The 20,179-nt window shown below is 67.5% G+C and carries 23 protein-coding genes and 1 tRNA gene; 17 read left to right on the forward strand and 7 right to left on the reverse strand.

The annotated features are described in order from the left end of the window. The first annotated feature begins 23 nt into the window (after window positions 1–23). Together AC1DQP_RS01125 and AC1DQP_RS01130 are read left to right on the forward strand one after the other, a co-directional pair. Window positions 24–245 (forward strand): hypothetical protein, encoded by a 222-nt coding sequence (locus AC1DQP_RS01125; RefSeq protein WP_256776165.1) that lies wholly within the window; start codon window positions 24–26, stop codon window positions 243–245. A 326-nt stretch (window positions 246–571) separates the two neighbouring features. Beyond that, complete coding sequence (locus AC1DQP_RS01130; RefSeq protein WP_256776164.1) at window positions 572–808, forward strand: hypothetical protein; 237 nt, start codon at window positions 572–574, stop codon at window positions 806–808. 59 nt (window positions 809–867) lie between these two features. Here AC1DQP_RS01130 and AC1DQP_RS01135 read toward each other — a convergent pair whose 3' ends face one another. Both AC1DQP_RS01135 and AC1DQP_RS01140 read right to left on the reverse strand, forming a co-directional pair. Next, window positions 868–1,953 (reverse strand): 4Fe-4S dicluster domain-containing protein, encoded by a 1,086-nt coding sequence (locus AC1DQP_RS01135; RefSeq protein ID WP_457321543.1) that lies wholly within the window; start codon window positions 1,951–1,953, stop codon window positions 868–870. Window positions 1,954–1,955: 2 nt separating this feature from the next. Continuing rightward, window positions 1,956–2,252 (reverse strand): hypothetical protein, encoded by a 297-nt coding sequence (locus AC1DQP_RS01140; protein WP_256776162.1) that lies wholly within the window; start codon window positions 2,250–2,252, stop codon window positions 1,956–1,958. Between the two features lie 184 nt (window positions 2,253–2,436). Here AC1DQP_RS01140 and AC1DQP_RS01145 point away from each other — a divergent pair, with 184 nt between their 5' ends. The 5 genes from AC1DQP_RS01145 (at window position 2,437) to AC1DQP_RS01165 (ending at window position 6,255) form a co-directional block, all read left to right on the forward strand. Further along, the gene (locus AC1DQP_RS01145; RefSeq protein ID WP_457321547.1) at window positions 2,437–2,874 is read left to right on the forward strand and encodes a group III truncated hemoglobin; all 438 of its coding nucleotides are present in this window, start codon (window positions 2,437–2,439) and stop codon (window positions 2,872–2,874) included. 45 nt (window positions 2,875–2,919) lie between these two features. Further along, window positions 2,920–4,329 (forward strand): oxygen-independent coproporphyrinogen III oxidase, encoded by a 1,410-nt coding sequence (gene hemN / locus AC1DQP_RS01150; RefSeq protein WP_478050965.1) that lies wholly within the window; start codon window positions 2,920–2,922, stop codon window positions 4,327–4,329. 67 nt (window positions 4,330–4,396) lie between these two features. Next, window positions 4,397–5,353 (forward strand): hypothetical protein, encoded by a 957-nt coding sequence (locus AC1DQP_RS01155; protein ID WP_478050966.1) that lies wholly within the window; start codon window positions 4,397–4,399, stop codon window positions 5,351–5,353. 50 nt (window positions 5,354–5,403) lie between these two features. Continuing rightward, window positions 5,404–5,490 (forward strand) — tRNA-Leu (locus AC1DQP_RS01160). Between the two features lie 72 nt (window positions 5,491–5,562). Beyond that, entirely contained in the window at window positions 5,563–6,255 is a 693-nt protein-coding gene (locus tag AC1DQP_RS01165) for a glutathione S-transferase family protein (protein ID WP_457320473.1), read from the forward strand. A gap of 27 nt (window positions 6,256–6,282) precedes the next feature. On the opposite strand, the gene AC1DQP_RS01170 is transcribed toward AC1DQP_RS01165, so the two are convergent. Then, the gene (locus tag AC1DQP_RS01170) at window positions 6,283–6,729 is read right to left on the reverse strand and encodes a phosphohydrolase (RefSeq protein ID WP_457320475.1); all 447 of its coding nucleotides are present in this window, start codon (window positions 6,727–6,729) and stop codon (window positions 6,283–6,285) included. A gap of 136 nt (window positions 6,730–6,865) precedes the next feature. Here AC1DQP_RS01170 and AC1DQP_RS01175 point away from each other — a divergent pair, with 136 nt between their 5' ends. The 5 genes from AC1DQP_RS01175 (at window position 6,866) to AC1DQP_RS01195 (ending at window position 12,173) form a co-directional block, all read left to right on the forward strand. Beyond that, window positions 6,866–7,861 (forward strand): TraB/GumN family protein, encoded by a 996-nt coding sequence (locus tag AC1DQP_RS01175; RefSeq protein ID WP_478050967.1) that lies wholly within the window; start codon window positions 6,866–6,868, stop codon window positions 7,859–7,861. A gap of 111 nt (window positions 7,862–7,972) precedes the next feature. Further along, window positions 7,973–8,428, forward strand: coding sequence for a BLUF domain-containing protein (locus AC1DQP_RS01180; RefSeq protein ID WP_457320479.1), 456 nt, complete (start codon window positions 7,973–7,975; stop codon window positions 8,426–8,428). Window positions 8,429–8,724: 296 nt separating this feature from the next. Next, entirely contained in the window at window positions 8,725–10,011 is a 1,287-nt protein-coding gene (locus AC1DQP_RS01185; protein WP_478050968.1) for a nucleotide sugar dehydrogenase, read from the forward strand. 30 nt (window positions 10,012–10,041) lie between these two features. Continuing rightward, window positions 10,042–11,664: an FMN-binding glutamate synthase family protein gene (locus AC1DQP_RS01190; RefSeq protein WP_256776153.1), complete on the forward strand. Its 1,623-nt coding sequence runs from the start codon at window positions 10,042–10,044 to the stop codon at window positions 11,662–11,664. Beyond that, a complete protein-coding gene (locus tag AC1DQP_RS01195) occupies window positions 11,664–12,173 on the forward strand; it encodes a GNAT family N-acetyltransferase (RefSeq protein ID WP_478050969.1) in 510 nt (169 codons plus the stop codon). Before AC1DQP_RS01190 ends, AC1DQP_RS01195 begins: the two co-directional genes overlap by 1 nt. Window positions 12,174–12,429: 256 nt before the next feature. Here AC1DQP_RS01195 and AC1DQP_RS01200 read toward each other — a convergent pair whose 3' ends face one another. Both AC1DQP_RS01200 and AC1DQP_RS01205 read right to left on the reverse strand, forming a co-directional pair. Then, window positions 12,430–13,677 (reverse strand): TIGR03862 family flavoprotein, encoded by a 1,248-nt coding sequence (locus AC1DQP_RS01200; RefSeq protein WP_478050970.1) that lies wholly within the window; start codon window positions 13,675–13,677, stop codon window positions 12,430–12,432. Between the two features lie 9 nt (window positions 13,678–13,686). Further along, the gene (locus AC1DQP_RS01205) at window positions 13,687–14,127 is read right to left on the reverse strand and encodes an FKBP-type peptidyl-prolyl cis-trans isomerase (RefSeq protein WP_256776150.1); all 441 of its coding nucleotides are present in this window, start codon (window positions 14,125–14,127) and stop codon (window positions 13,687–13,689) included. A gap of 64 nt (window positions 14,128–14,191) precedes the next feature. Between AC1DQP_RS01205 and AC1DQP_RS01210 the strand changes: the two genes are divergently transcribed. The 4 genes from AC1DQP_RS01210 to AC1DQP_RS01225 all read left to right on the forward strand — a co-directional run bounded on the left by AC1DQP_RS01210 (window position 14,192) and on the right by AC1DQP_RS01225 (window position 17,236). Then, entirely contained in the window at window positions 14,192–14,557 is a 366-nt protein-coding gene (locus AC1DQP_RS01210) for a DUF6164 family protein (RefSeq protein WP_457320005.1), read from the forward strand. A gap of 54 nt (window positions 14,558–14,611) precedes the next feature. Then, window positions 14,612–15,367: a sulfurtransferase gene (locus AC1DQP_RS01215; protein ID WP_478050971.1), complete on the forward strand. Its 756-nt coding sequence runs from the start codon at window positions 14,612–14,614 to the stop codon at window positions 15,365–15,367. Between the two features lie 207 nt (window positions 15,368–15,574). Beyond that, the gene (locus AC1DQP_RS01220; RefSeq protein ID WP_256776147.1) at window positions 15,575–16,561 is read left to right on the forward strand and encodes an LLM class flavin-dependent oxidoreductase; all 987 of its coding nucleotides are present in this window, start codon (window positions 15,575–15,577) and stop codon (window positions 16,559–16,561) included. Window positions 16,562–16,726: 165 nt separating this feature from the next. Next, the gene (locus AC1DQP_RS01225) at window positions 16,727–17,236 is read left to right on the forward strand and encodes a pyridoxamine 5'-phosphate oxidase family protein (RefSeq protein WP_256776146.1); all 510 of its coding nucleotides are present in this window, start codon (window positions 16,727–16,729) and stop codon (window positions 17,234–17,236) included. A gap of 51 nt (window positions 17,237–17,287) precedes the next feature. On the opposite strand, the gene AC1DQP_RS01230 is transcribed toward AC1DQP_RS01225, so the two are convergent. Then, window positions 17,288–17,944, reverse strand: a complete 657-nt coding sequence (locus AC1DQP_RS01230; protein WP_256776145.1) for an exopolysaccharide biosynthesis protein — start codon at window positions 17,942–17,944, stop codon at window positions 17,288–17,290. Beyond that, window positions 17,928–19,238, reverse strand: coding sequence for a hemolysin family protein (locus AC1DQP_RS01235; RefSeq protein WP_478050972.1), 1,311 nt, complete (start codon window positions 19,236–19,238; stop codon window positions 17,928–17,930). The genes AC1DQP_RS01230 and AC1DQP_RS01235 overlap by 17 nt, the downstream gene beginning before the upstream one ends. Window positions 19,239–19,520: 282 nt before the next feature. Between AC1DQP_RS01235 and AC1DQP_RS01240 the strand changes: the two genes are divergently transcribed. Continuing rightward, complete coding sequence (locus AC1DQP_RS01240; RefSeq protein WP_256776143.1) at window positions 19,521–20,147, forward strand: DUF47 domain-containing protein; 627 nt, start codon at window positions 19,521–19,523, stop codon at window positions 20,145–20,147. The last annotated feature ends 32 nt before the right edge of the window (window positions 20,148–20,179 follow it).

The following is a 20,179-nucleotide window of genomic DNA, read 5'->3' on the forward strand; positions in this document are numbered from 1 at the left end:
CGATAGTTCTGTGAGGTTCTGCCATGGCTCTGGCCCTGTTGTTCGCCGCCGCCGGTGTGCCCGGTTCGTTCTGGGATTCGCCCAGCAATGTGAGCGGCGTGATCTGGCTGTTGATCGGGCTGGCCGGCATCGGGTTCTCGCTGGTGCTCGGCCGCGCACTCAAGCGCTTCAACGGCCTGGTCTGGACCCTGTTGCTGGTGGGGATCGCGATCGGTCTCTACGGCGCCTGGCGGATGGCGTCGTAAGCGGCCGACTGGACTGACGGCATCCTGCCCACCCTTGCGACGCGATGTCGCAAGGGCTTCAATCGCTGCATCTGCAGCGGTTTACTGACATCACCCTGTCAACACATCCTGCGCATGCTGGCTGCCTGCCCAAGGGCGGTAGGCAGTGTGAACGATTCAGCGACGCTGTCGCCCAAATCGGTGTGCCGATTGACTTGGCGCGAAGACCGTGCAAATTTTGGGTGAAATGCAAGTGAATCCTTCGCTGTCTTTGTTCCTTTTGCGCGGCAAGCTGCACACAGGGTGGTTGCTCGTCTCCGATGCAGGGCAAGTCCAAGGGAGGTCGTATGCAATACGGCGTACATGACTTGGCTGATGGCGTGCGCACCGAGCTGGAAGCCAGTTACAGCAAGCACGGGTGCGGCCCGGAATTCTGGACCACCTATCAACAGGTGTTGGAACGGCTGGTGCCCAAGGGTCGCAGTCGCACCCAGGTCACCAACGAGCTGGCGTTGATCATCGAGCAGCTGGGCATCGTCCGGCGCGCGCAGATGGTGCCGCCGCGGACCACCGGCACACGCTGATACCGGTTGGGGGACCGGCGCCGTCGATCGATGGCAGGCGCGTAGCGGGATGCCGCCGTTTAAAACCGATGCACACCGATGCCCAGCAGCACCAGCAGGGTGCCGAGGGCTGCCAGCGTGCGCGGTCGCAGCCAGCGGCGTGCGTGTTGCTGTACCCGATTGGGGCTGGCAGGGGCGATCAGCCCGGTCGGGAAGTGCCATCCGCGCATCTGCGCATCACAGGCATCCACGCAGGCACCGCAGGCGATGCAATCGGGGTGCGGCCCGCTACGGATATCCAGCGCCATCGGGCAGACCGCCACGCAGGCCTTGCAGTCCACGCAATCGCCCAGACGGTCGTCGGGAAAGTGCGGCATCGGCCCAGCCAACGCCGGATGCGCGGCACGGAAGGCGTAGTCGCTGGCACTGACCGGATCGAGCAGGCCGCGCCCGCGCTGCATCACCGCGCCCTGTCCGGGCGCACGCGGGCCACGCGGTTCGCCACGGCGTGCGTCGTAGTGCACCTGGGGCGTATCGGTATCGCACAGGCTCGGGCAGAGCCGCGCGTAGGGGCACAGGTCGATGCAGACCTGCTCGCGCAGGAAGCCGGCATTGCCCCACGTGGCCAGCGCATAGAACACCACCCAGAACGTCTCCCAGCCACTCCAGTCCGGTGGCCACAGGCCCGCGACCAGGTCACGGATCGGACTGAACAAGCCCACGAAGGTCACCCCGGTCCACAGCGCCAGCAGGGCCCAGGCCAGGTGCTTCACCACGCGCGCCAGCGCTGGCTGGCGCAGGCGCCGGGCGCTGCTGCGTTCGATCCAGCCGAACATGCCGCTCCACAGCGTCTGCGGGCAGCCGTAGCCGCACCAGACCCGCCCGGCCACGTTGGTCAGCAGCACCAGGCCGACGGCGAGTACCGCCAGCAATCCGAGCAGTACGCCCAGGTCCTGTGGCCACAGGGTCAGCCCGAACAGATCGAAGCGGCGGTTCGGCAGGTCGAACAACAGCGCCTGGCGGCCCTCCCAGCGCAGCCACGGCAGCAGATAGAAGCCGGCCAGCAGCGTGGACGAGAGCAGCGCGCGCCAGCGCAGCGCGGCGCGCGGACGCGGCAGGGGCGCTGCAGGCGGCGGGACCAGATGCAGGTGGAGGCGTGCGGGCATGGTCAACCCAACGGCACGTCGTCGTCGTCGCGGCGCAGCGGCCGCAACAGGTACCAGGTGACGCTGCTGGCCGCAGCGGTCACCGCCCAGAACATGAAAAAGCCGAGCGTATAGCCGAGCTCGCGGCTGATCGCGTGCTGCGGAAAGCTGATGTCGCGCAACCGCAGCGGATCGACGAAGGCGAAGAACACCATGCTGGCCAGGCCGGCGGCGACGAAACTGGGCCACAGGATGGCGCCCCAGTGCTGGATGAGCAGCCGGCGCCGGCTGGCCTCGGGCGGGTCGTGCAGGTCGGTCATTGCAGCCACGGTCAGGAGGGAGGGGCAGGGCGCGGCTATACTCCCGGCGGTCGTGGACCGGGCGCGCGCAGCCTGTCTGGACTCACAGACTAGGGCGCGCGATCGGCGCCGACATTGATTCTGATCAAAGCCGCTGCGCTGCCCCTGCGCGCATGCTGGCCACCATCGGCCGTAGAGGAACGCCATGCCGGATCCATCCCCCTTCCCGATGCCCGCGCCCTCGCTGGCGTTGTGCAGCGAAGACCAGGTCACCCGGCTGGTCCACGATTTCTATGCGCGCGTGCGCGACGAGCCGCGTCTGGCCCCGGTGTTCACCGCGCGCGTGGACGACTGGGACGCGCACCTGGCGCACCTGGTCGATTTCTGGTCGGCGATGCTGCGCGGCACCCGCCGTTTCAGCGGCGCGCCGATGCCCAAGCACATGGCCATGGACGAACTGGACCGCGATCTGTTCGACCGGTGGCTGGCGCTGTTCCGGCAGACCACCGCCGAATGTGGCAATGCGCCGATGCAGCGCCTGGCCGACGATGTCGCTGCGCGCATCGCCGATACCTTCTGGCGCCGGTTCCAGATGTTGCGTTGGCCGCAGTTGCCGGTGGTCGGGGCGTCGCGGCTGGATTGATCTGGCGCAATGCGCGCGTCCGGCTGCGCGCGCAAGCTGTCAGGCATGGACACGATCTCGCCTGCCGCCGCCGGGCTTGCCTGGCACTTCGACCCGGAACTGCTGCGTCGCCACGACCGGCCCGGCCCGCGCTACACCTCCTATCCGACCGCGCCGCATTTCCACGATGGCTTCGGCGAGCACCAGCTGCGCGCGGCGATCAGCGCCAGCAACGCCTGCGCCCGTCCGTTGTCCTTGTACGTGCACGTGCCGTACTGCAGCAGCCCGTGCTTCTACTGCGGCTGCAACCGGGTGATTACCCGCGACCACGGCAAGGGCGTGGCCTACGTGGCGCGCGTACTGAGCGAGGCGGACCAGATCGCACCGTTGTTCGATGTCTCGCGCGAGGTGATCCAGCTGCACCTTGGCGGTGGCACGCCGAACTTCCTCGCTGCCGCGCAGCTGCGCGAACTGGTCGACGGGCTGCGCCAGCGCTTTCGTTTCAGCAGCGCGGCCAGCCGCGATTTCTCGATCGAACTGGACCCGCGCTTCGTCAGCCGCGCCGACATCGCCACGCTCGCTTCGCTCGGTTTCAACCGCGCCAGCCTGGGTATCCAGGATTTCGATCCGGTGGTGCAGCGGGCGATCAACCGCGTGCAGGACGTGGAGCAGACGCTGGACATCCTGCGCGCCTGCCGCGACCACGGCCTGCGCTCGGTCAACGTGGACCTCATCTACGGGCTGCCRCACCAGACCCTCGCCGGCTTCGCGCAGACCCTGGAAACGGTGCTGCGCGAGCGCCCGGACCGCCTGGCCATCTACGGATATGCGCACCTGCCGCAGCTGTTCAAGGCGCAGCGGCAGATCCCCGATGAGGCGCTGCCCAGCCCCGAACAGAAGCTGGCCCTGCTGGGACTGGCGGTGCGCCGACTGTCGCTGGCCGGGTACCAGTACGTGGGGATGGACCACTTCGCGCTGCCCGACGAAGACCTCTCACAGGCGCAGCGTGCCGGCCAGCTGCACCGCAACTTCATGGGCTACACCACCCATGCCGACACCGACCTGGTCGGACTGGGCGCCAGTGCGATCAGCCATATCGGTAACAGCTACAGCCAGAACCCGCGCGAGCTGCCGGGCTGGGAGGCGGCCGTGGATGGCGGTCGCCTGCCGGTCTGGCGCGGCCTGCAGCTGGACGCCGACGATGTGCTGCGCGCCGAGCTGATCGGCCAGCTGATGTGCCAGGGGGAAGTGGACGGTGGCGCACTGGCGCGGCGGCATGGCGTTGACTTCGAGGCGTACTTTGCCGATGCGCTGGTCGCGCTCGATGCCCTGCAGCGCGATGGCCTGGCCGAGTACACCGACGGCGTGGTGCGCACCACCGAACGCGGTCGACCACTGCTGCGCCTGCTGGCGATGTGCTTCGACCGCTACCTGGCACGCCCGGATCAGCCGGCGCGCTACTCGCGGGCCATCTGATCGCAGGTCATCGGTGCGGACACACGCGTGTAGTACGCTCCGCTGGCCTCGGTGAGCGGAGCGGTGCATGAAGAAGATGCTGTATTTCTGGGCGGTGTACCTGCTGTTCTTTGCGATCGCGTTCCCGTGCATCCTGTATTACACGCTCGGTTATCCGGTGGACGACGTCGATCGGGTCGCGCCGGGATGGGGCGGGCTGTTGCTGGTCGTGTCGACAGCGCTGTGGTCACTGCTGGCCTGGGCCTATGCGTGGACGCTGCTGATGGCCCCGTTCCGGGCGCGGGCGCGTTCGCAGGCGATCCAGCGCGCGGCGATACGCCGCCGGGCACGCGTGGTGCAGGCGAAGGACACCGGGCGGCGCCTGCGCGGTTGGCCGGTCTGGAACCTGATACTGGCCTTCGACAACCTGTCGGGCACGCCGATCCAGGACGAGATGCTGGCCGTGGACAGCAAGCCGCAGCTGCACCGCTTCGCCGTGGGCAACACCCTCGACGCACTGCTCAGCGACGATCCTGGCCGCTACCCGAACCTGCTGCTGGAGGCGGCAATGCCGGAAGTGGACCATGCGCGGGTGATTCGGCGCGGCGTGATCGGTGTGCTCCTGCTGGCGACGCTGCTGGGCTACTACGCGTGGTCGTGGAGCGACCAGAGCCAGGGGCAGGGATGGACCTTCCTCACGCCGTGGCACCCGCTGATCGTCATGCCGGCGAGCCTGTGCGTCTATCTGCTGCTGGGTTGGCTGTTTACCCGCAGGGTCGGGATTGATCGCCGTGCCGAGGCGTTGAACTACCGTGGCGTTGGCACCGAGGCACGGGTCGTGCAGGTGCGCCAGACCGGGGCGGAGGTCAATCAGCAGCCGGAGTTCGAATTCAGCCTGGCGTTCGAGGACCGCCAGGGCCGCGCGCATACCGCTACCGTGCGCAAGGTGATCAGCCTGCTGGACCTGGACCGCATCCCACGCGAGCGAGCGCGCATCCTCTATCACCCCGACGCCCCCACGCAGGTGGGCATGCCCGACCTGTGAGCCGTCGCATTCCCAAATCGGGCCGGATCAGGCACCCTATGCGCGCCGTGGCCCGGATGGCGAAACTGGTAGACGCATCGGACTTAAAATCCGCCGGAGGCAACTCCATGCCGGTTCGATTCCGGCTCCGGGCACCAACAGTGTGACGTAAACGCGGTGGTTTTTGCCGCTAGCATGGCGGTTCCCTTCCTGCCCGCGCAGCGACCGCCATGCTCACCCTCCATATCGGCAACAAGAACTACTCGTCCTGGTCGATGCGCCCGTGGGTGCTGATGACCCAGGCCGGGATCGCGTTCGACGAAGTGTTGCTGCGCTTCGACAGTTTCGATCCGGATTCGCAGTTCAAGCGCCAGGCCACGGCGCTGTCGCCCTCGGCCACGGTGCCGGTGCTGGTGGATGGCGATCTGGTGGTGTGGGACACGCTGGCGATCGCCGAGTACCTGTCCGAACGTTTCCCGGACAAGCACCTGTGGCCCCAGGCGGTGGCCGAGCGCGCACGCGCACGCAGCGTCTGCGCGCAGATGCACAGCGGCTTTGGTGCGTTACGCCAGTACTTCCCGATGAATATCGAGGCGAGCCTGCCCGAGGTCGGCGCGCGCGTGCTGCGCGAGCAACCGGCGGTGGTCGAAGACCTGCAGCGGGTGCAGTCGTTGTGGGAGGACCTGCTCGCGCGGCATGACGGTGCGCTGTTGTTCGATCGTTTCAGTATCGCCGATGCGTTCTTCGCGCCGGTGGTGATGCGTCTGACGACCTATTCGCTGCCGGTCACGCCTCGCGTACAGCGCTACCTGGACGCGGTGCTGGCGCTGGCGGGTGTGCAGCAGTGGGTGGCGGGTGCCCTGGCCGAGCAGGATTTCCGCCCGTTCGAAGAGCCCTACCGGGATGCGCCGACGCCGCGATGACGGGGCGTGCCGCCGCGGCCGGGGTGATCAGGCCGGAGCCGACGGCAGCGCAGCGCCCAGCGCCAGCAGCGCATGCGCGTACTTGTCGGCCAATCGCTGCTGCACGTCGGCCGGCAGGTAGCGCAGGCGGGCCGGGTCGCTGTTGTCGGCGATGTCGGCCAGCTTGACCTTCAACGCCAGCGGGTTGGCGCGGATGGCGGCGTAGTAGTCCTCCGCAGGGAGATCCTTGCGCCGCGTCAGGCACGCCACCGCGGCACGGATGTGCGCGGGGAACGATGCCACCTCGGCGGAGAACGCAGGGCAGTCTTCGACCACGTCGTGCAGCCAGGCCACCGCTTCGGCGTCGGCATCCCCCTGCACGCGGGCAGCCACGCGTGCGACGTGGCCGATGTAGGGCTGGCCGGCCTTGTCGATCTGGCTGGCGTGGGCGCGGCGGGCGAGGGTCTGGGCGTTGCGCAGGGTGTCGATGGGCATTCTCCTTGTGACCGGTCGCTGCATTATGCGTGCGGCGGCCAAACGCAAACTTTACGCAGCCGTGCGCGGGCCCCCGTAGGCTGCGCTCGACCCCCAACACAGGCAAGGCAACATGGCCAGCGCGGCACGGACACGGATGGCAGGCATGCTCATAGCGGCGATGGCGTGCGCAGCGGGAGTGCAGGCGCAGAGCCCGCCCCGTGGCACGCCGCCGACGGTGGTTGATCTGGCACCGGTGGTGGTGTCCGGCGTACAGCCCGGACCGGGCATGTGGAAGGTGACCGCCGGCAACGGGCATGTGCTTTGGATTCTGGGCACGGTGTCGCCGCTCCCGGCCAAGCTGGAGTGGCGTGCCGATGAGGTCCAGGCGGTGATCGCCAGCGCCGGCGAAGTGCTCGGCACCCCGGGCTGGACCGTCGATGCCGACGTCGGCTTCTTCAAGGGCCTGACCCTGTTGCCTTCGGCAATGAAGGCCGCACACGATCCGCAGGGGCGACGGCTGGAGGAGATCCTGCCGGCGCCGCTGTACGCGCGCTGGCTGCCGCTCAAACAACGCTATCTGGGCCGCGACGGCGGGGTGGAAAAGGATCGTCCGCTGGTCGCGGCGACCCGCCTGTATGCCGAAGCGTTGAAGTCGGTCGGGCTCGGCCGCGGCACGCCGGTGTCCGCCATTCTGGACAAGGCCTACAAGGCGCGCGGGTTGAAGCCGGTGGTGACCCGGGTGGTGATCAAGGTCGATGATCCGCGCCAGGCACTCAAGGAAGTGCGCGCCAGCACATTGCAGGACGTGCAGTGCTTCCAGCGCACCCTGGACGTGGTGGAACACCAGTTGCCGCTGCTGGTGGAACGCGCCAATGCGTGGTCGGTGGGCGACACAGAGACGCTGCAGCGGCTGGCGGTGCAGAGCCAGTACGACGCCTGCGTCGGCGCGGTCGCCGACAGCGAGTTCGGCCGGCGCCRTGGGCTGCTGGGCGTGGAGCAGCAGGCGGCCGACAAGTGGCTGCAGGTGGCGCGCGCGGCACTGGCTCGCAACGCGACGACCTTCGCGGTCGTCCCGGTGCATACGCTGGTGCAGCCGGGCGGCTACCTGGCCCGTCTGGAGCAGGACGGCCTCCAGGTGGAAGCGCCCTGAGCCTGCGGCATCTGTACGCAGGTCAGCGTGTGCTGGCGCGCACAGTTCTCATCGACCTGGGTGTACAGCTTCGTGGCATAGTCTGGGTAGTCAACAGGGGGCTACACGAGCATGCCATTGCGTGCGATCGCCTATACCAGCGTCGCCTTTGAAGGGATCCAGGCATCGGATATCGATCGGATCCTGATGGCGGCATCCAGTTTCAACAAGGTGGCCGGCGTCACCGGGGTGCTGATGTTCGATGGCACCCGTTTCCTGCAGTACTTCGAGGGACCCGAAGACGGCGTCGATTCGGTCTACCAGCGGGTGGCCAATGCGCGAAGTCATCTGCACCTGCGCGAACTGGCGCGCGGAACCGTGGCCACCCGGCATTTCCCGCGCTGGACGATGACCTCCGCGGCGATCGAACCGGCTGTGCTCACCGGCATGATCGAACGGCCCTGGGAAGGCTTCAATGTGGCCCCGGGTTTCGACGGGCACGGCCCGGTCGGCTTTGCACGGCTGCTTGAATTGTGGACCGGCGTGTCGGGTGAGCTGGAGCCGGCGGCGGTGATGCTGGGCTCGTAACGGAACGGTTCTTTACTCGTAACACGATTCTCACGAGTGGTTGCCTATTATCTTCCTACCAGCTGTGACCGGTCCTGCGGAAATTCCGTCAGGCTGTTCTGAAAGGGTAGTAACCGCAGCTGGACCACTTGTTGGCCGTCGTCCGTACTCTCCGCGGACGGCGGCTTTGTTCTTTGTGGCGGCGGTGCTCCCGCGTTAGGCTTGTACTACTCGTTCCCTGGCGCAGCCCCCTCCATGAGTTCTTCCTGCTTCCTGCGTTGCGCTTTCCGTGCCGATCCCGCGCGGAGGCGGGGCTGATGGCCGCCGCTGTCGGCGCTGCCGTGCAGGCGCGGATCGCGGTGATCGGGCTGGGCTACGTCGGCCTGCCGCTGACCGTTGCCTTCGGGTGCCGCCAGCCCACAGTGGGCTACGACATCGATCGTGCGCGCGTACAGGAACTGCAGCGCGGCCACGACCACACCCTGGAGATGGAGCCGCACGAACTGGCGGCGGCGGTGCAGGCGCGTTACAGCCACGACCCGGCCGAGCTGGTCGATTGCAACGTCTATATCGTGACCGTGCCGACCCCCATCGACGCCTTCGAGCAGCCGGACCTTGCACCGCTGCGCAGCGCCTCCACGCTGATTGCCAACGTGCTCAAGCCGGGCGATCTGGTCATCTACGAATCCACCGTGTACCCGGGCACCACCGAAGAAGTGTGCGTGCCGCTGCTGGAAGCCGGTTCTGGCCTGCGCTTCAACGAGGATTTCTACTGCGGCTACAGCCCGGAGCGGATCAACCCGGGGGATCGCCAGCGGCGCCTGGCGGACATCCGCAAGATCACCTCCGGGTCGACCGTCGAGGTCGCCGCGGTGGTCGATGCGCTTTACGCCGGGATCATCACCGCCGGCACCTGGCCGGCACCGTCGATCCGCGTGGCCGAAGCGGCCAAGGTGATCGAAAACATCCAGCGCGACGTCAACATCGCGCTGGTCAACGAGCTGGCGTTGATCTTCGACCGGCTCGGCATCGATACCCAGGACGTGCTCGACGCGGCCGGCAGCAAGTGGAATTTCCTGCCGTTCCGCCCCGGCCTGGTCGGCGGCCACTGCATCGGCGTGGACCCGTATTACCTGCTGCACAAATCCGAGAGCGTGGGCTACCACCCGGATCTGATCCACACCGCCCGCCAGGTCAACAACCGGGTCGGCGCCCACGTGGCGCAGCGTGTGCTGGCCCTGCTGGCCGGGCGCGACAAGGCACCGTCCGACGCGCGCATCCTGGTGCTTGGGGTGACGTTCAAGGAGAACTGCCCGGACCTGCGCAACAGCCGTGCGCTGGAGCTGGCGCAGACCCTGCAGGCCAGTGGCGCGCACGTGGACGTGCAGGACCCCTGGGTAGGCCCGGCGGCGCTGGCTGGCAGTGGCGTGCACTGGGTGGAGCAGGCCGCGCCCGGCGCGTTCGACGCGGTGGTACTGGCGGTGGCGCATGACCAGTTCCGCGCCTTCGATGCCGCCGCCATCGGCGCGCTGCTCGCGCCCGGTGGCGTGGTCTACGACGTCAAGTCGGTATGGCCGCGGGACGTGGTGGACGGCCGGTTGTAGACTCGAACGCGTTATTGATCGAGGAAAGCCATGCATCGTTACCTGGTTTACATGCTCGCCATCCTGCTGTTTCCGGTCTGCCTGTGGCTGGCCACGATCTGGCCGGCCTGGTACTGGGGCGTGGGCGTGACCGCCGCGCTCGCCCTCCTGGGCACCTGGGATCTGCTGCAGAAACGCAGCACGCTGCGTCGCAACTACCCGGTGATGGCGCACTTCCGTTACGGGCTGGAATCGATCGGCCCGGAGATCCGCCAGTACTTCGTGCAGAGCGACCTGGAGGACGTGCCGTTTTCGCGGCAGCAGCGCGCGCTGATCTACCAGCGCTCCAAGAATGAAATGGACGTGGTGCCGTTCGGTACGCTGCGCAGCACCTATGCGGTGGACTACGAGTGGATCAACCATTCGCTGGCGCCGACCGAGATCGCGCACAGCGATTTCCGCGTGCTGATCGGGCCCAACTGCGCCAAGCCGTATTCGGCCAGCGTGTTCAATATTTCGGCAATGAGCTTCGGCTCGCTGTCGGCCAACGCGATCCGCGCACTCAACGAAGGCGCGCGGCGTGGCAGTTTCTACCATGACACCGGCGAAGGCTCGATTTCGCCGTATCACCGGGAAATGGGCGGTGATCTGGTCTGGGAAATCGGCTCGGGTTACTTCGGTTGCCGGGGCGATGATGGGCACTTCAGCGAAGAGAAGTTCGTCGCCAACGCCACCCATGACCAGGTCAAGATGATCGAGATCAAGCTGTCGCAGGGCGCCAAGCCCGGTCATGGCGGGGTGCTGCCGGCAGCCAAGGTCAGCGCGGAAATCGCGATCACCCGCGGCGTGCCGGTGGGCGTGGAGTGTGTGTCGCCGTCCAAGCATTCCGCGTTCAGTACCCCGGTGGAGCTGCTGCAGTTCGTGGCGCGGCTGCGCGAGCTGTCCGGTGGCAAGCCGGTCGGCTTCAAGCTGGCCATCGGACATCCGTGGGAGTGGTTCGGTATTGCCAAGGCCATGCAGGAAACCGGGCTGCTGCCGGACTTCATCGTGGTCGATGGCGCCGAAGGCGGTACCGGTGCGGCCCCGGCCGAGTTCGTCGACCATGTCGGCGTGCCAATGCACGAAGCGCTGCTGCTGGTGCACAACACCCTGGTCGGGCTGGACCTGCGCGACCGCATCAGGATCGGCGCGGCCGGCAAGGTGACCAGTGCGTTCGAGATCGCACGCACCATCGCGCTTGGCGCGGACTGGTGCAATGCCGGGCGTGGCTTCATGTTCGCGCTGGGCTGCATCCAGTCGCTGAGCTGCCACACCGACAAGTGCCCGACCGGTATCGCCACCCAGAATCCGAACCGCTGGCGTCACCTGGATGCCGTGGACAAAGCCACCCGCGTGCACAGCTACCACGACAACACCGTGCGCGCGCTGCGCGACCTGCTGTGCGCGGCCGGCTTGAACCACCCGTCCGAGCTGGGACCCGAGCACATCCTGCGGCGGGTGTCGCCGGTGGAAATCCGCTCGCTGGCCTCGCTGTACCGTTATCTGAGTCCGGGCGAGCTGCTGCGGCAGGTGCCCGATCACGCCGTGTTCCATGATTACTGGGGCGATGCGCGCAGTGATTCGTTCCAGCCGCCGGCGCGGATCCAGGCGCTGCGCACGAGCAAGTCGCGCTGATGGYGGATGCGATCGGACCGCCACAGGACACGCATGCAGCCGGGCAGGGCCCGATATTGCGGCGTGGACGCCCGGAGGAGGCCGATGCCCTGTGGGTGCTGCGCACCCGCTGCGTGCGCGAGCTGTGTAGCGCAGCCTATCCGCCCGAGGTGATCGCGCCGTGGGCCGCCTCGCGGCCGCCTGCGCATTATCGTGAGCTGATCGGGCAGGGCGGCTGCATCGTCGCCGAGGACGATGCGKGCACGCTGCTGGGCTATGGCGTGATCGATCAGCAGGGCAACGAGATCGATGCGTTGTTTGTCGACCCCGACTACGGCGGGCGTGGCATCGGCAGCGTGCTGATGCACGCGCTGCAGGCGCTGACCGATCCGACCCGCCCGCTGGTGCTGTCGGCCTCGCTCAATGCGGTACCGTTTTACCAGCGTGCCGGATTCAAACCGCTGCGCGAAGAAACCTACCCGCACCCCAGCGGCGTTGCCCTGGCGTCGGTGCGCATGCAACGCGGCTGATCCCGGCCGGCGCGCACCACCGTCGCAACCACCCCGCTATTGCCGGCCGCTGGCCGGCTCCTCAGCACCGTCAGAAGCACCAAGGTAGTGCCGGCCGCTGGCCGGCTCCTCAGCATCGTCAGAAGCACCTGGTAGTGCCGGCCGCTGGCCGGCTCCTCAGCATCGTCAGAAGCACCAAGGTAGTGCCGGCCGCTGGCCGGCTCCGCAACACCGTCGGACGCATCCGGCAGCGCCGGCCAACGGCCGGCACAACCGGTCACAGGTTGCGCAGGTACTCCACCACCCCGCGCCCCGCCCGCAACCCGCTCGCATAGCAGGCAGTGAGCAGGTAGCCCCCGGTCGGCGCTTCCCAGTCCAGCATCTCGCCGGCGCAGAAAGTACCCGGTAGATCGCGCAGCATCAGCTGCGTATCGAGCGCTTCCAGCCGCACGCCACCGGCGCTGCTGATCACCTCCGCGATCGGACGCGGGCGCAGCAGGGGCAGCGGCAGGCGCTTGAGCGCGGCGGCGATGCGCGGCGGTGGCAATTGACCGGCGTCCTTGCCCAGGATTTCGAACAGCAGCGCCGACTTGACCCCGCCCAGGCCCAGCTGGCGACGCAGGTGCTCGCCGAAACTGCGGCCCTGGCGCGGACGCTGCAGCTTGTCCAGGACCTGCGCTTCGGTCTGGCCCGGCAGCAGGTCCAGGTGCAGGTGCACCCGGCCGTCGCGGGCGAGGGTGTCGCGCAGGTCGGCGGCCATCGCATAGATCAGGCTGCCCTCGATACCGTCGGCGCTGATCACGCACTCGCCCTGCTGCGACCGGAGCTGGCCGTCCAGCGCGGTCCAGTAGGCCACCACCGGCTTCAACGGGGCGCCGGCCTGGCGCTCGCGGAAGTAGGTGGTCCAGTCGATGTCGAAGCCGCAGTTGGCCGGCTGCAGGGGGGCGATGTCCACGCCACGCGCGGCCAGCGGCGCCACCCACGCGGCGTCGGAGCCCAGCTCGGGCCAGCTGCCGCCGCCCATCGCCAGCACCACCGCATCGGCGTGCACGTCCACCTCGCCGTTGGGCGTGTCGAAACGTAGTGCGCCATCGTCCTGCCAGCCGGTCCAGCGGTGCTGCACATGCAGGCGCACGCCCTGTTCCTTCAAGCGGCGCACCCAGCCGCGCAGCAGCGGGGCGGCCTTGCGGTCGACCGGGAATACCCGGCCCGAGCTGCCCACGTAGGTGTCCACCCCGAATCCGTGGGCCCACCCGCGCAGCGCCGGCCCGTCGAAATCGGCCAGCCATGCGCCCACGTCGGCCGCGCGCTCGCGGTAGCGCGAGACGAACAGCGCGTGCGGATCCGAATGCGTCAGGTTCAAACCGCCCTTGCCGGCGATCAGGAACTTGCGTCCCGGCGACCCCTTGGCTTCATACACATCGACGTGGTGGCCGGCGGCGCGCACGGTTTCGGCGGCCATCAGCCCGGCCGGGCCACCGCCGATGATCGCCACGCGCCGCGGCGCGCTGTCTGGACTACGCATGCGGCAAACTCAGTTCGGCTTGACGTCGAGCAGCTCGACATCGAACACCAGCGAAGAACCGGGGCGGATCGGGCCGGCGCCACGGTCGCCGTAGCCGTACTCGGCCGGGATCATGAGGGTGCGCTTGCCGCCCACCTTCATGCCGGCAAAGCCTTCGTCCCAACCCTTGATGACCTGGCCCTGGCCCAGGTTGAAGGTGAAGGGTTCGCCACGGTCGACCGAGCTGTCGAACTTCTCGCCATGCTTGTCAGCGGCGCGCTCGTCATAGATCCAACCGGTGTAATGCACGGTGACCTTGTTGCCTGGAGTGGCCTCGGCGCCAGTGCCCGGCTGGGTATCGATCTTCTCGAACTGGGCGATGCTGCCACCCGGCGGCGGGCCAGGCGGGGTGCAGCCGGCGAGCGCCAGCAGTGCCAGGGGAGCAAGCAGGTAGGAGGACAGGCGACGCATGGCGGCTCCGGATCGCAAAAACGGGACGCAAGGGTAGCGCATCGCCGGGCGCTATCATGGGCACATGTCGAAACTGCTGCTCAACCTGCGCAACGTCGCGGACGATGAAATCCAGGACGTGACCGCCCTGCTGGACCAGGCGGGCATCGCCCATTACCGCACCGAACCCAGCCCGTGGGGCATCTCCTGGGGCGGAATCTGGATCCGCGACAATGACGACCTGCCGCGCGCCAAGGCGCTGATGGCGCCCTACCAGGAGGCCCGCGGCGTGCGCGTGCGTGCCGAACGGGAGGCCGCGCTGCGTGATGGCACCGCCGAAACCTTCGGCAGCCTCCTCCAGCGCCGACCGCTGTTCGTGGTCGCCATGCTGCTGGGCATGCTGGCTGCGGCGGCGCTGGTACTGCTGCCATTCGTACTGCTGCGGGGCTGAATCACCGCCGGCGGTGGGCCCGGCGGTGCGGCCGGCGCGATTTATAATGGGCCGATGATCGCCAATACCGCCGCCTACCACTTCACCCCCATCGCCGACCCGGATGCGCTGTGCGCGACCCTTCTGGAGCGGGCAACCGCCGCAGGGCTGCGCGGCACCATCCTGGTGGCGGGCGAGGGCATCAACCTGTTCCTGGCCGGCAGTGAGCCGGGCATCGACGGCTTCTACGCCCCCCTGCAGGCCGACCCGCGTTTTGCCGGGCTGCGGGTCAAGACCAGCTACAGCCAGATGCAGCCGTTCGCGCGGCTCAAGGCCAAGGTCAAGCCGGAAATCATCAGCTTCCGCATCGATGACGGCCAGCCGCTGGCCTATCCGCGCGCCCCGTCCGTCGACCCGGCCACCGTGCAGCGCTGGCTGCGCCAGGGTCACGACGATGCTGGCAAGCCGGTGGTGATGCTGGATACCCGCAACATCCAGGAAATCGAGTACGGCACCTTCCAGGATGCGCTGGTGCTGCCGATCACCAAGTTCACCGACCTGCCGGATGCGCTGGCTCCGCACCGAGAGGCCCTGCGTGACAGCACCGTGGTCAGCTTCTGCACCGGCGGCATCCGCTGCGAGAAGGCCGCGCTGTGGATGCGCAATGACGGCATGGACAACGTGCTGCAGCTGGACGGCGGCATCCTCGGTTATTTCGAGGCGGTGGGTGGTGAAGGGTATGCGGGCCGCTGTTTCGTATTCGACGAGCGCGTGGCGCTGGACGCCGAACTGAAGCCGCTGGTTGATCAACCGGGGACCGGGGCGGCCTGAGGGCGGTTTTCCGAGGGTGCCGGGGCGGCCGGTCACCTGTTTCAGGTAGTGCCGAGCCATGCTCGGCAGCCCAGCAACCTGCGGCCCGAGCTTCATCGAGCAACCTCACGAACCCGAACCGCAGGAATCAGCGTCCCGCTGCCGGCACTGGCGGCACGTCAGCGCCGGCCCCATGTCGGTGGCATGACTTCTGGATGGAACGCGCGCATGCAACTGTCGATTCTTGATCTGGCCCCGGTCTGTGAGGGCAGTGACACGACCCAGGCCTTCGCCAACATGCTGGACCTGGCCCAGCACGCCGAGGGCTGGGGCTTCCATCGCTACTGGCTGGCTGAACACCACAACATGCCCGGCATCGCCAGCGCCGCCACTGCGGTGCTGATCGGCCACGTGGCCGGTGGCACTCGCCGCATCCGCGTCGGCGCCGGCGGGATCATGCTGCCCAACCACTCGCCGCTGCAGGTGGCCGAGCAGTTCGGCACCCTGGCCTCGCTGTATCCGGACCGCATCGACCTCGGCCTGGGCCGTGCGCCCGGCACCGACCAGCCCACCGCCCGCGCGCTGCGTCGCTACTTCGACAGCGCCGACCAGTTCCCGCAGGACGTGCGCGAGCTGCTGCACTACTTCGAACCGGCGCAGGCCGGCCAGGCGGTGCGTGCCGTGCCCGGCGCGGGCATCCCGGTGCCGGTGTGGCTGCTTGGCTCCAGCTTGTTCAGCGCTCGCCTGGCTGCCGCGATGGGCCTGCCGTTCGCCTTCGCCTCGCACTTCGCCCCGGATGCGATGGACCAGGCGCTGGCGGTGTACCGCAGCGAGTTCCGTCGTTCGCAATATCTGGACGCGCCGTACGCGGTGCTCGGCTTGAACGTGGTCGCCGCCGAATCCGAAGCGGAGGCCAAGCGCCTGTTCACCACCCAGCAGCAGAGCTTCGTCAATCTGCGCCGTGGCAAGCCCGGCCTGATCCCGCCGCCGATCGACGACATCGAAGCGTTCTGGCAGCCGCATGAAAAGCAGGGGGTGCAGAGCGCACTGGCTTGCGCGGTGGTGGGCGATGTGCGCCAGGTCGGCGAGGGCATGGCGGCGTTCGCCGCGCGGCACAAACCCGATGAAATCCTGATCACCGCCAACATCTACGACCACGCCGCACGCAAGCGTTCGTTCGGTCTGGCGATGCAGGCGTGGAAGGCGAACAGTTAAGCGCCACGCCATGCGTGGCTGACGCAATGCCGGCCCTGTTGAAGGGGGCAGCCACGCATGGCGTGGCTCTCCCGGGAAGGATGCGAAGGTGGTGTGACCCTGCGATTCACACGGCCGTGGCTGCCGATCGGCTGTGATGGTGGCTCCCGTTGCAGGAGTTACCCCATGGCAGAGCTCGATCGCCAACAGCACATCAAACAACTCGCCGGCATGATCCGCGATGTCGACATCGCCATGTTCACTACCGTCGGCGTCGATGGGCGTCTGTACAGCCGCCCGCTCGGCACCCAGGAAGTCGAATTCGATGGTGACCTGTGGTTCGCCACGGAAGCCCACAGCCCCAAGGTGGCCGAGCTGGCGCTCAATCCGCGCGTCAACGTGTCTTACTCGTCGCCCTCGGGCAACACCTATGTGTCCGTCTCCGGCACCGCGCGCGTGGTGGATGACCGCGCCAAGATCGAGGAACTGTGGTCGCCGGCGATGAAGGTGTTCTTCCCGGGCGGCAAGGACGATCCCAACCTGCGCCTGATCCACGTCAGCGCCGAATCGGCCGAGTACTGGGATGGCCCGGGCGGCTTGCTGGGCAAGGCGCTGTATTTCGTGTTGTCGGCGGTGACCGATGATCCCGGTACGTTGTCCGATACGGGCACCGTGGATCTCAAGCCCGGGGCATGACGTCCCGGTGGCCGGGGTGCAGCCGACCCACGGTCGGCTCTACCCGGCGCCTCAGAACCAGCGCTGGAACTGCTCCACCGTGTAGCTCAGCAGCTGGCCCGAGCTGAATCCGAAGAACAGCACTGCGGCGACCGCGCCGATCCAGTTGAACAGCATCAACATCCCATCGCGTTCGAGCAGCGCCAGCGCGAACAACAGCAGCTGGAAGCCGAACAGGTAGTTGGTGAAGGGAATCGGCAGCGACAGCAGCACCGCGACCAGGATCAGCAGCAGCCCGGTGAACGCATGCGCCGGATACGGCACCACCAGTGCCGGCATGCGCGGCTTCAGCAGCCGGTCCAGGCGCCGCAGCGGCCTGTCGATGCGCGCCAGGAAACGGTGCATCGTGCCGCGCCTGGGCCCGCGGCGGGCAATGAATTTCGGCAGCCACGGCCGATGCAGGCCGAACAGCATCTGCGCCCCGATCAACAGGATCAACGGACCGCTCACCGCGCCGGCCACGCCGGGGATCGGGATGAACGCCGGCAGGATCGCCACGAACAGGAACACCCCGAACGCGCTCTGCTGCAGGTCCTGGAGGATCTTGCCCAGCAGCAGCCGTGCGTCCGGATCACCCTGGTCGAACATCGCCAGCAGGGTCCGGATGCCCTCGTTGCGGTACTCGTCCGGACCCGGCGCCGGGGTCGGCGGATCAGCCGGTGAGTTCATCGGTCTCTTCTTCGGACAGCGTGCGCAGCAGCAGCTTGTCCACACGCGCGCCATCAAGGTCCACGATCTCGATGCGCCAGCCGGCCCAGTCGAAGTACTCGCCCGCGTGCGGGATGCGCCCGAAGTAGTGGATGCACATGCCGGCCAGCGTGTAGTAGTCGCCGTCCTCGCCATCGGGCAGCTCGGCGTTGCCCATCAGTTCGCGCAGGTCCTCGATCGACAGCGAGCCATCGACCAGGAACGAGCCGTCTTCGCGCATCACCACCAGCGCGTCCTCGTCCACGTTCTCCACCGACTGCAGGCGCCCGACCACCGCGCCCATCAGGTCGCTGATCGTCACCAGGCCCTGGATTTCACCGTACTCGTCCACCACCAGCGCCATCGACTGCTGTTCTTCGCGGAAGATCTCCAGCAGTTTCATCGCATGGGTGGATTCGGACACGTACAGCGGTTCGCGCAGGTTCTGGAACAGCGAATGGTCATCGCGCACCAGCCGGGTGACCAGGCTTTTCACTTCCAGCACGCCGACGATGTCCTGGTCGTTGCCGCGATACACCGGGTAACGCGAGAACTCGTTCTCGCGCATGGTGGCGATGTTCTTCTCCGGGTCGGCCATGGTGTCCAGCCAGGCGATCCGGTTGCGCGGGGTCATCAGGCTGTCGGCGGTGCGGTCGCCCAGGCGCATCACCCGGTTCATCATGTCGCGCTCGTGCGCGTCGATCACGCCGGCCTCGTGGCTCTCGGCCACCAGCATGCGGATCTCTTCTTCGGTCACCGACGCGGCCTCGTCCTTGCCCAGGCCCAGCACGCGCAGCACCAGTCGGGTGCTGTGCGAGAGCAGCCAGACCGCCGGGAAGGCGATCCGTGACAGCCAGCCCATCGGCCACGCGACCAGGCCGGCGATGTCCTCCGAGCGGGTGATCGCCAGTCGCTTGGGCACCAGTTCGCCAAAGATCAACGTCAGGAAGGTGATCAGGGCCACCGCCAGCGCCTTGCCCACCTCACCCRAATAGGCAAAGGCCGGGAACATCCCGTGCAGCCACGTCGCGATGGCCAGGCCGATCGCCTCGCCACCGAACACGCCGGTCAGGATGCCGATCAGGGTGATCCCGATCTGGACCGTGGAGAGGAAGCTCTCCGGCTTTTCAGAAAGTTCCAGGGCGCGCTCGGCGCGCTTGCTGGTGCTGGCCATCTGCTTGAGGCGGCTCTTGCGCGAGGTCATGACCGACATCTCGGACATGGCGAAGAAGCCGTTGAGCAGGATCAGGGCCAGGACAATAATCAGTTCAAACACGGGCGTCGTCCCCGGTTGGTGGCAGGGAGGGCGTGTTCAAGCGATGTCGGCTACCGGAGGGCGCGTAAGCGCGGCGGTGCGGCGGGGGGTAAGGGTCGTCGTCCATAGAGTGCGCCCGAAGGCGCCCGCGCATCTTAACAAAAGGCCGGGGCAGGGGAGCAACCAGAGTCGTTCAGACTGGGCCGTTCCAGCGTGAAGATGACGGGGAGTACCCGGATTGGACATCAAACCGTCATAATTCCGCCCGGTGCCGTCCTTCCTCGACGGCGAATAGGTTTCTCAATGTTCTCTCTGCAGACCATTTTCGGCTCCGGCAAACAGTTCTACACCCTGCTGGACGAGGCTGCCCAGGCCGCCCAGGACAGCGCCAAGGCGCTGCACGCGATGCTCCGCGACGCCGACCGCCAGCCTGCGCTGGACGCCTTCAAGCTGGCCCGCCTGCGCGAACGCGCCGCCTCGGACAAGATCAGCCAGGCGCTGGTGGACAGCTTCATGACCCCGATYGAGCGCGAGGACATCGAAGCGCTGGGCTCGGCGCTGTACAAGATTCCCAAGCAGGTCGAGAAGTTCGCCGACCGCTATTCGCTGGCCACCCAGCACCTGGAGCACATCGATTTCGCGCCGCGCGCGGCGATGCTCGAGCAGGCCGCCAGCGTGGTGGTGGAGATGGTCAACGACCTGCGCCACATGAACCTGGACCGGATGACCGCGCTCAACGAGCGGCTGCGCTCGCTGGAGAACGAGGCCGACCGGCTGATGCTCGAGCTGTACCGCGACATCTACTCCGGCCGCCTGGACAACCTGCAGATGTTCCTGCTCAAGGAGTTCTTCGAGATCCTGGAAAAGGCCATCGACCGGTGCCGCGAGGCCGGTGTGGTGGCGTACCAGATCGTGCTGAAGAACAGCTGACGGACGCCACAGCATGCTGACCCTTGTCCTGG

The sequence above is a fragment of the Stenotrophomonas sp. P5_A8 genome, from assembly GCF_056400545.1.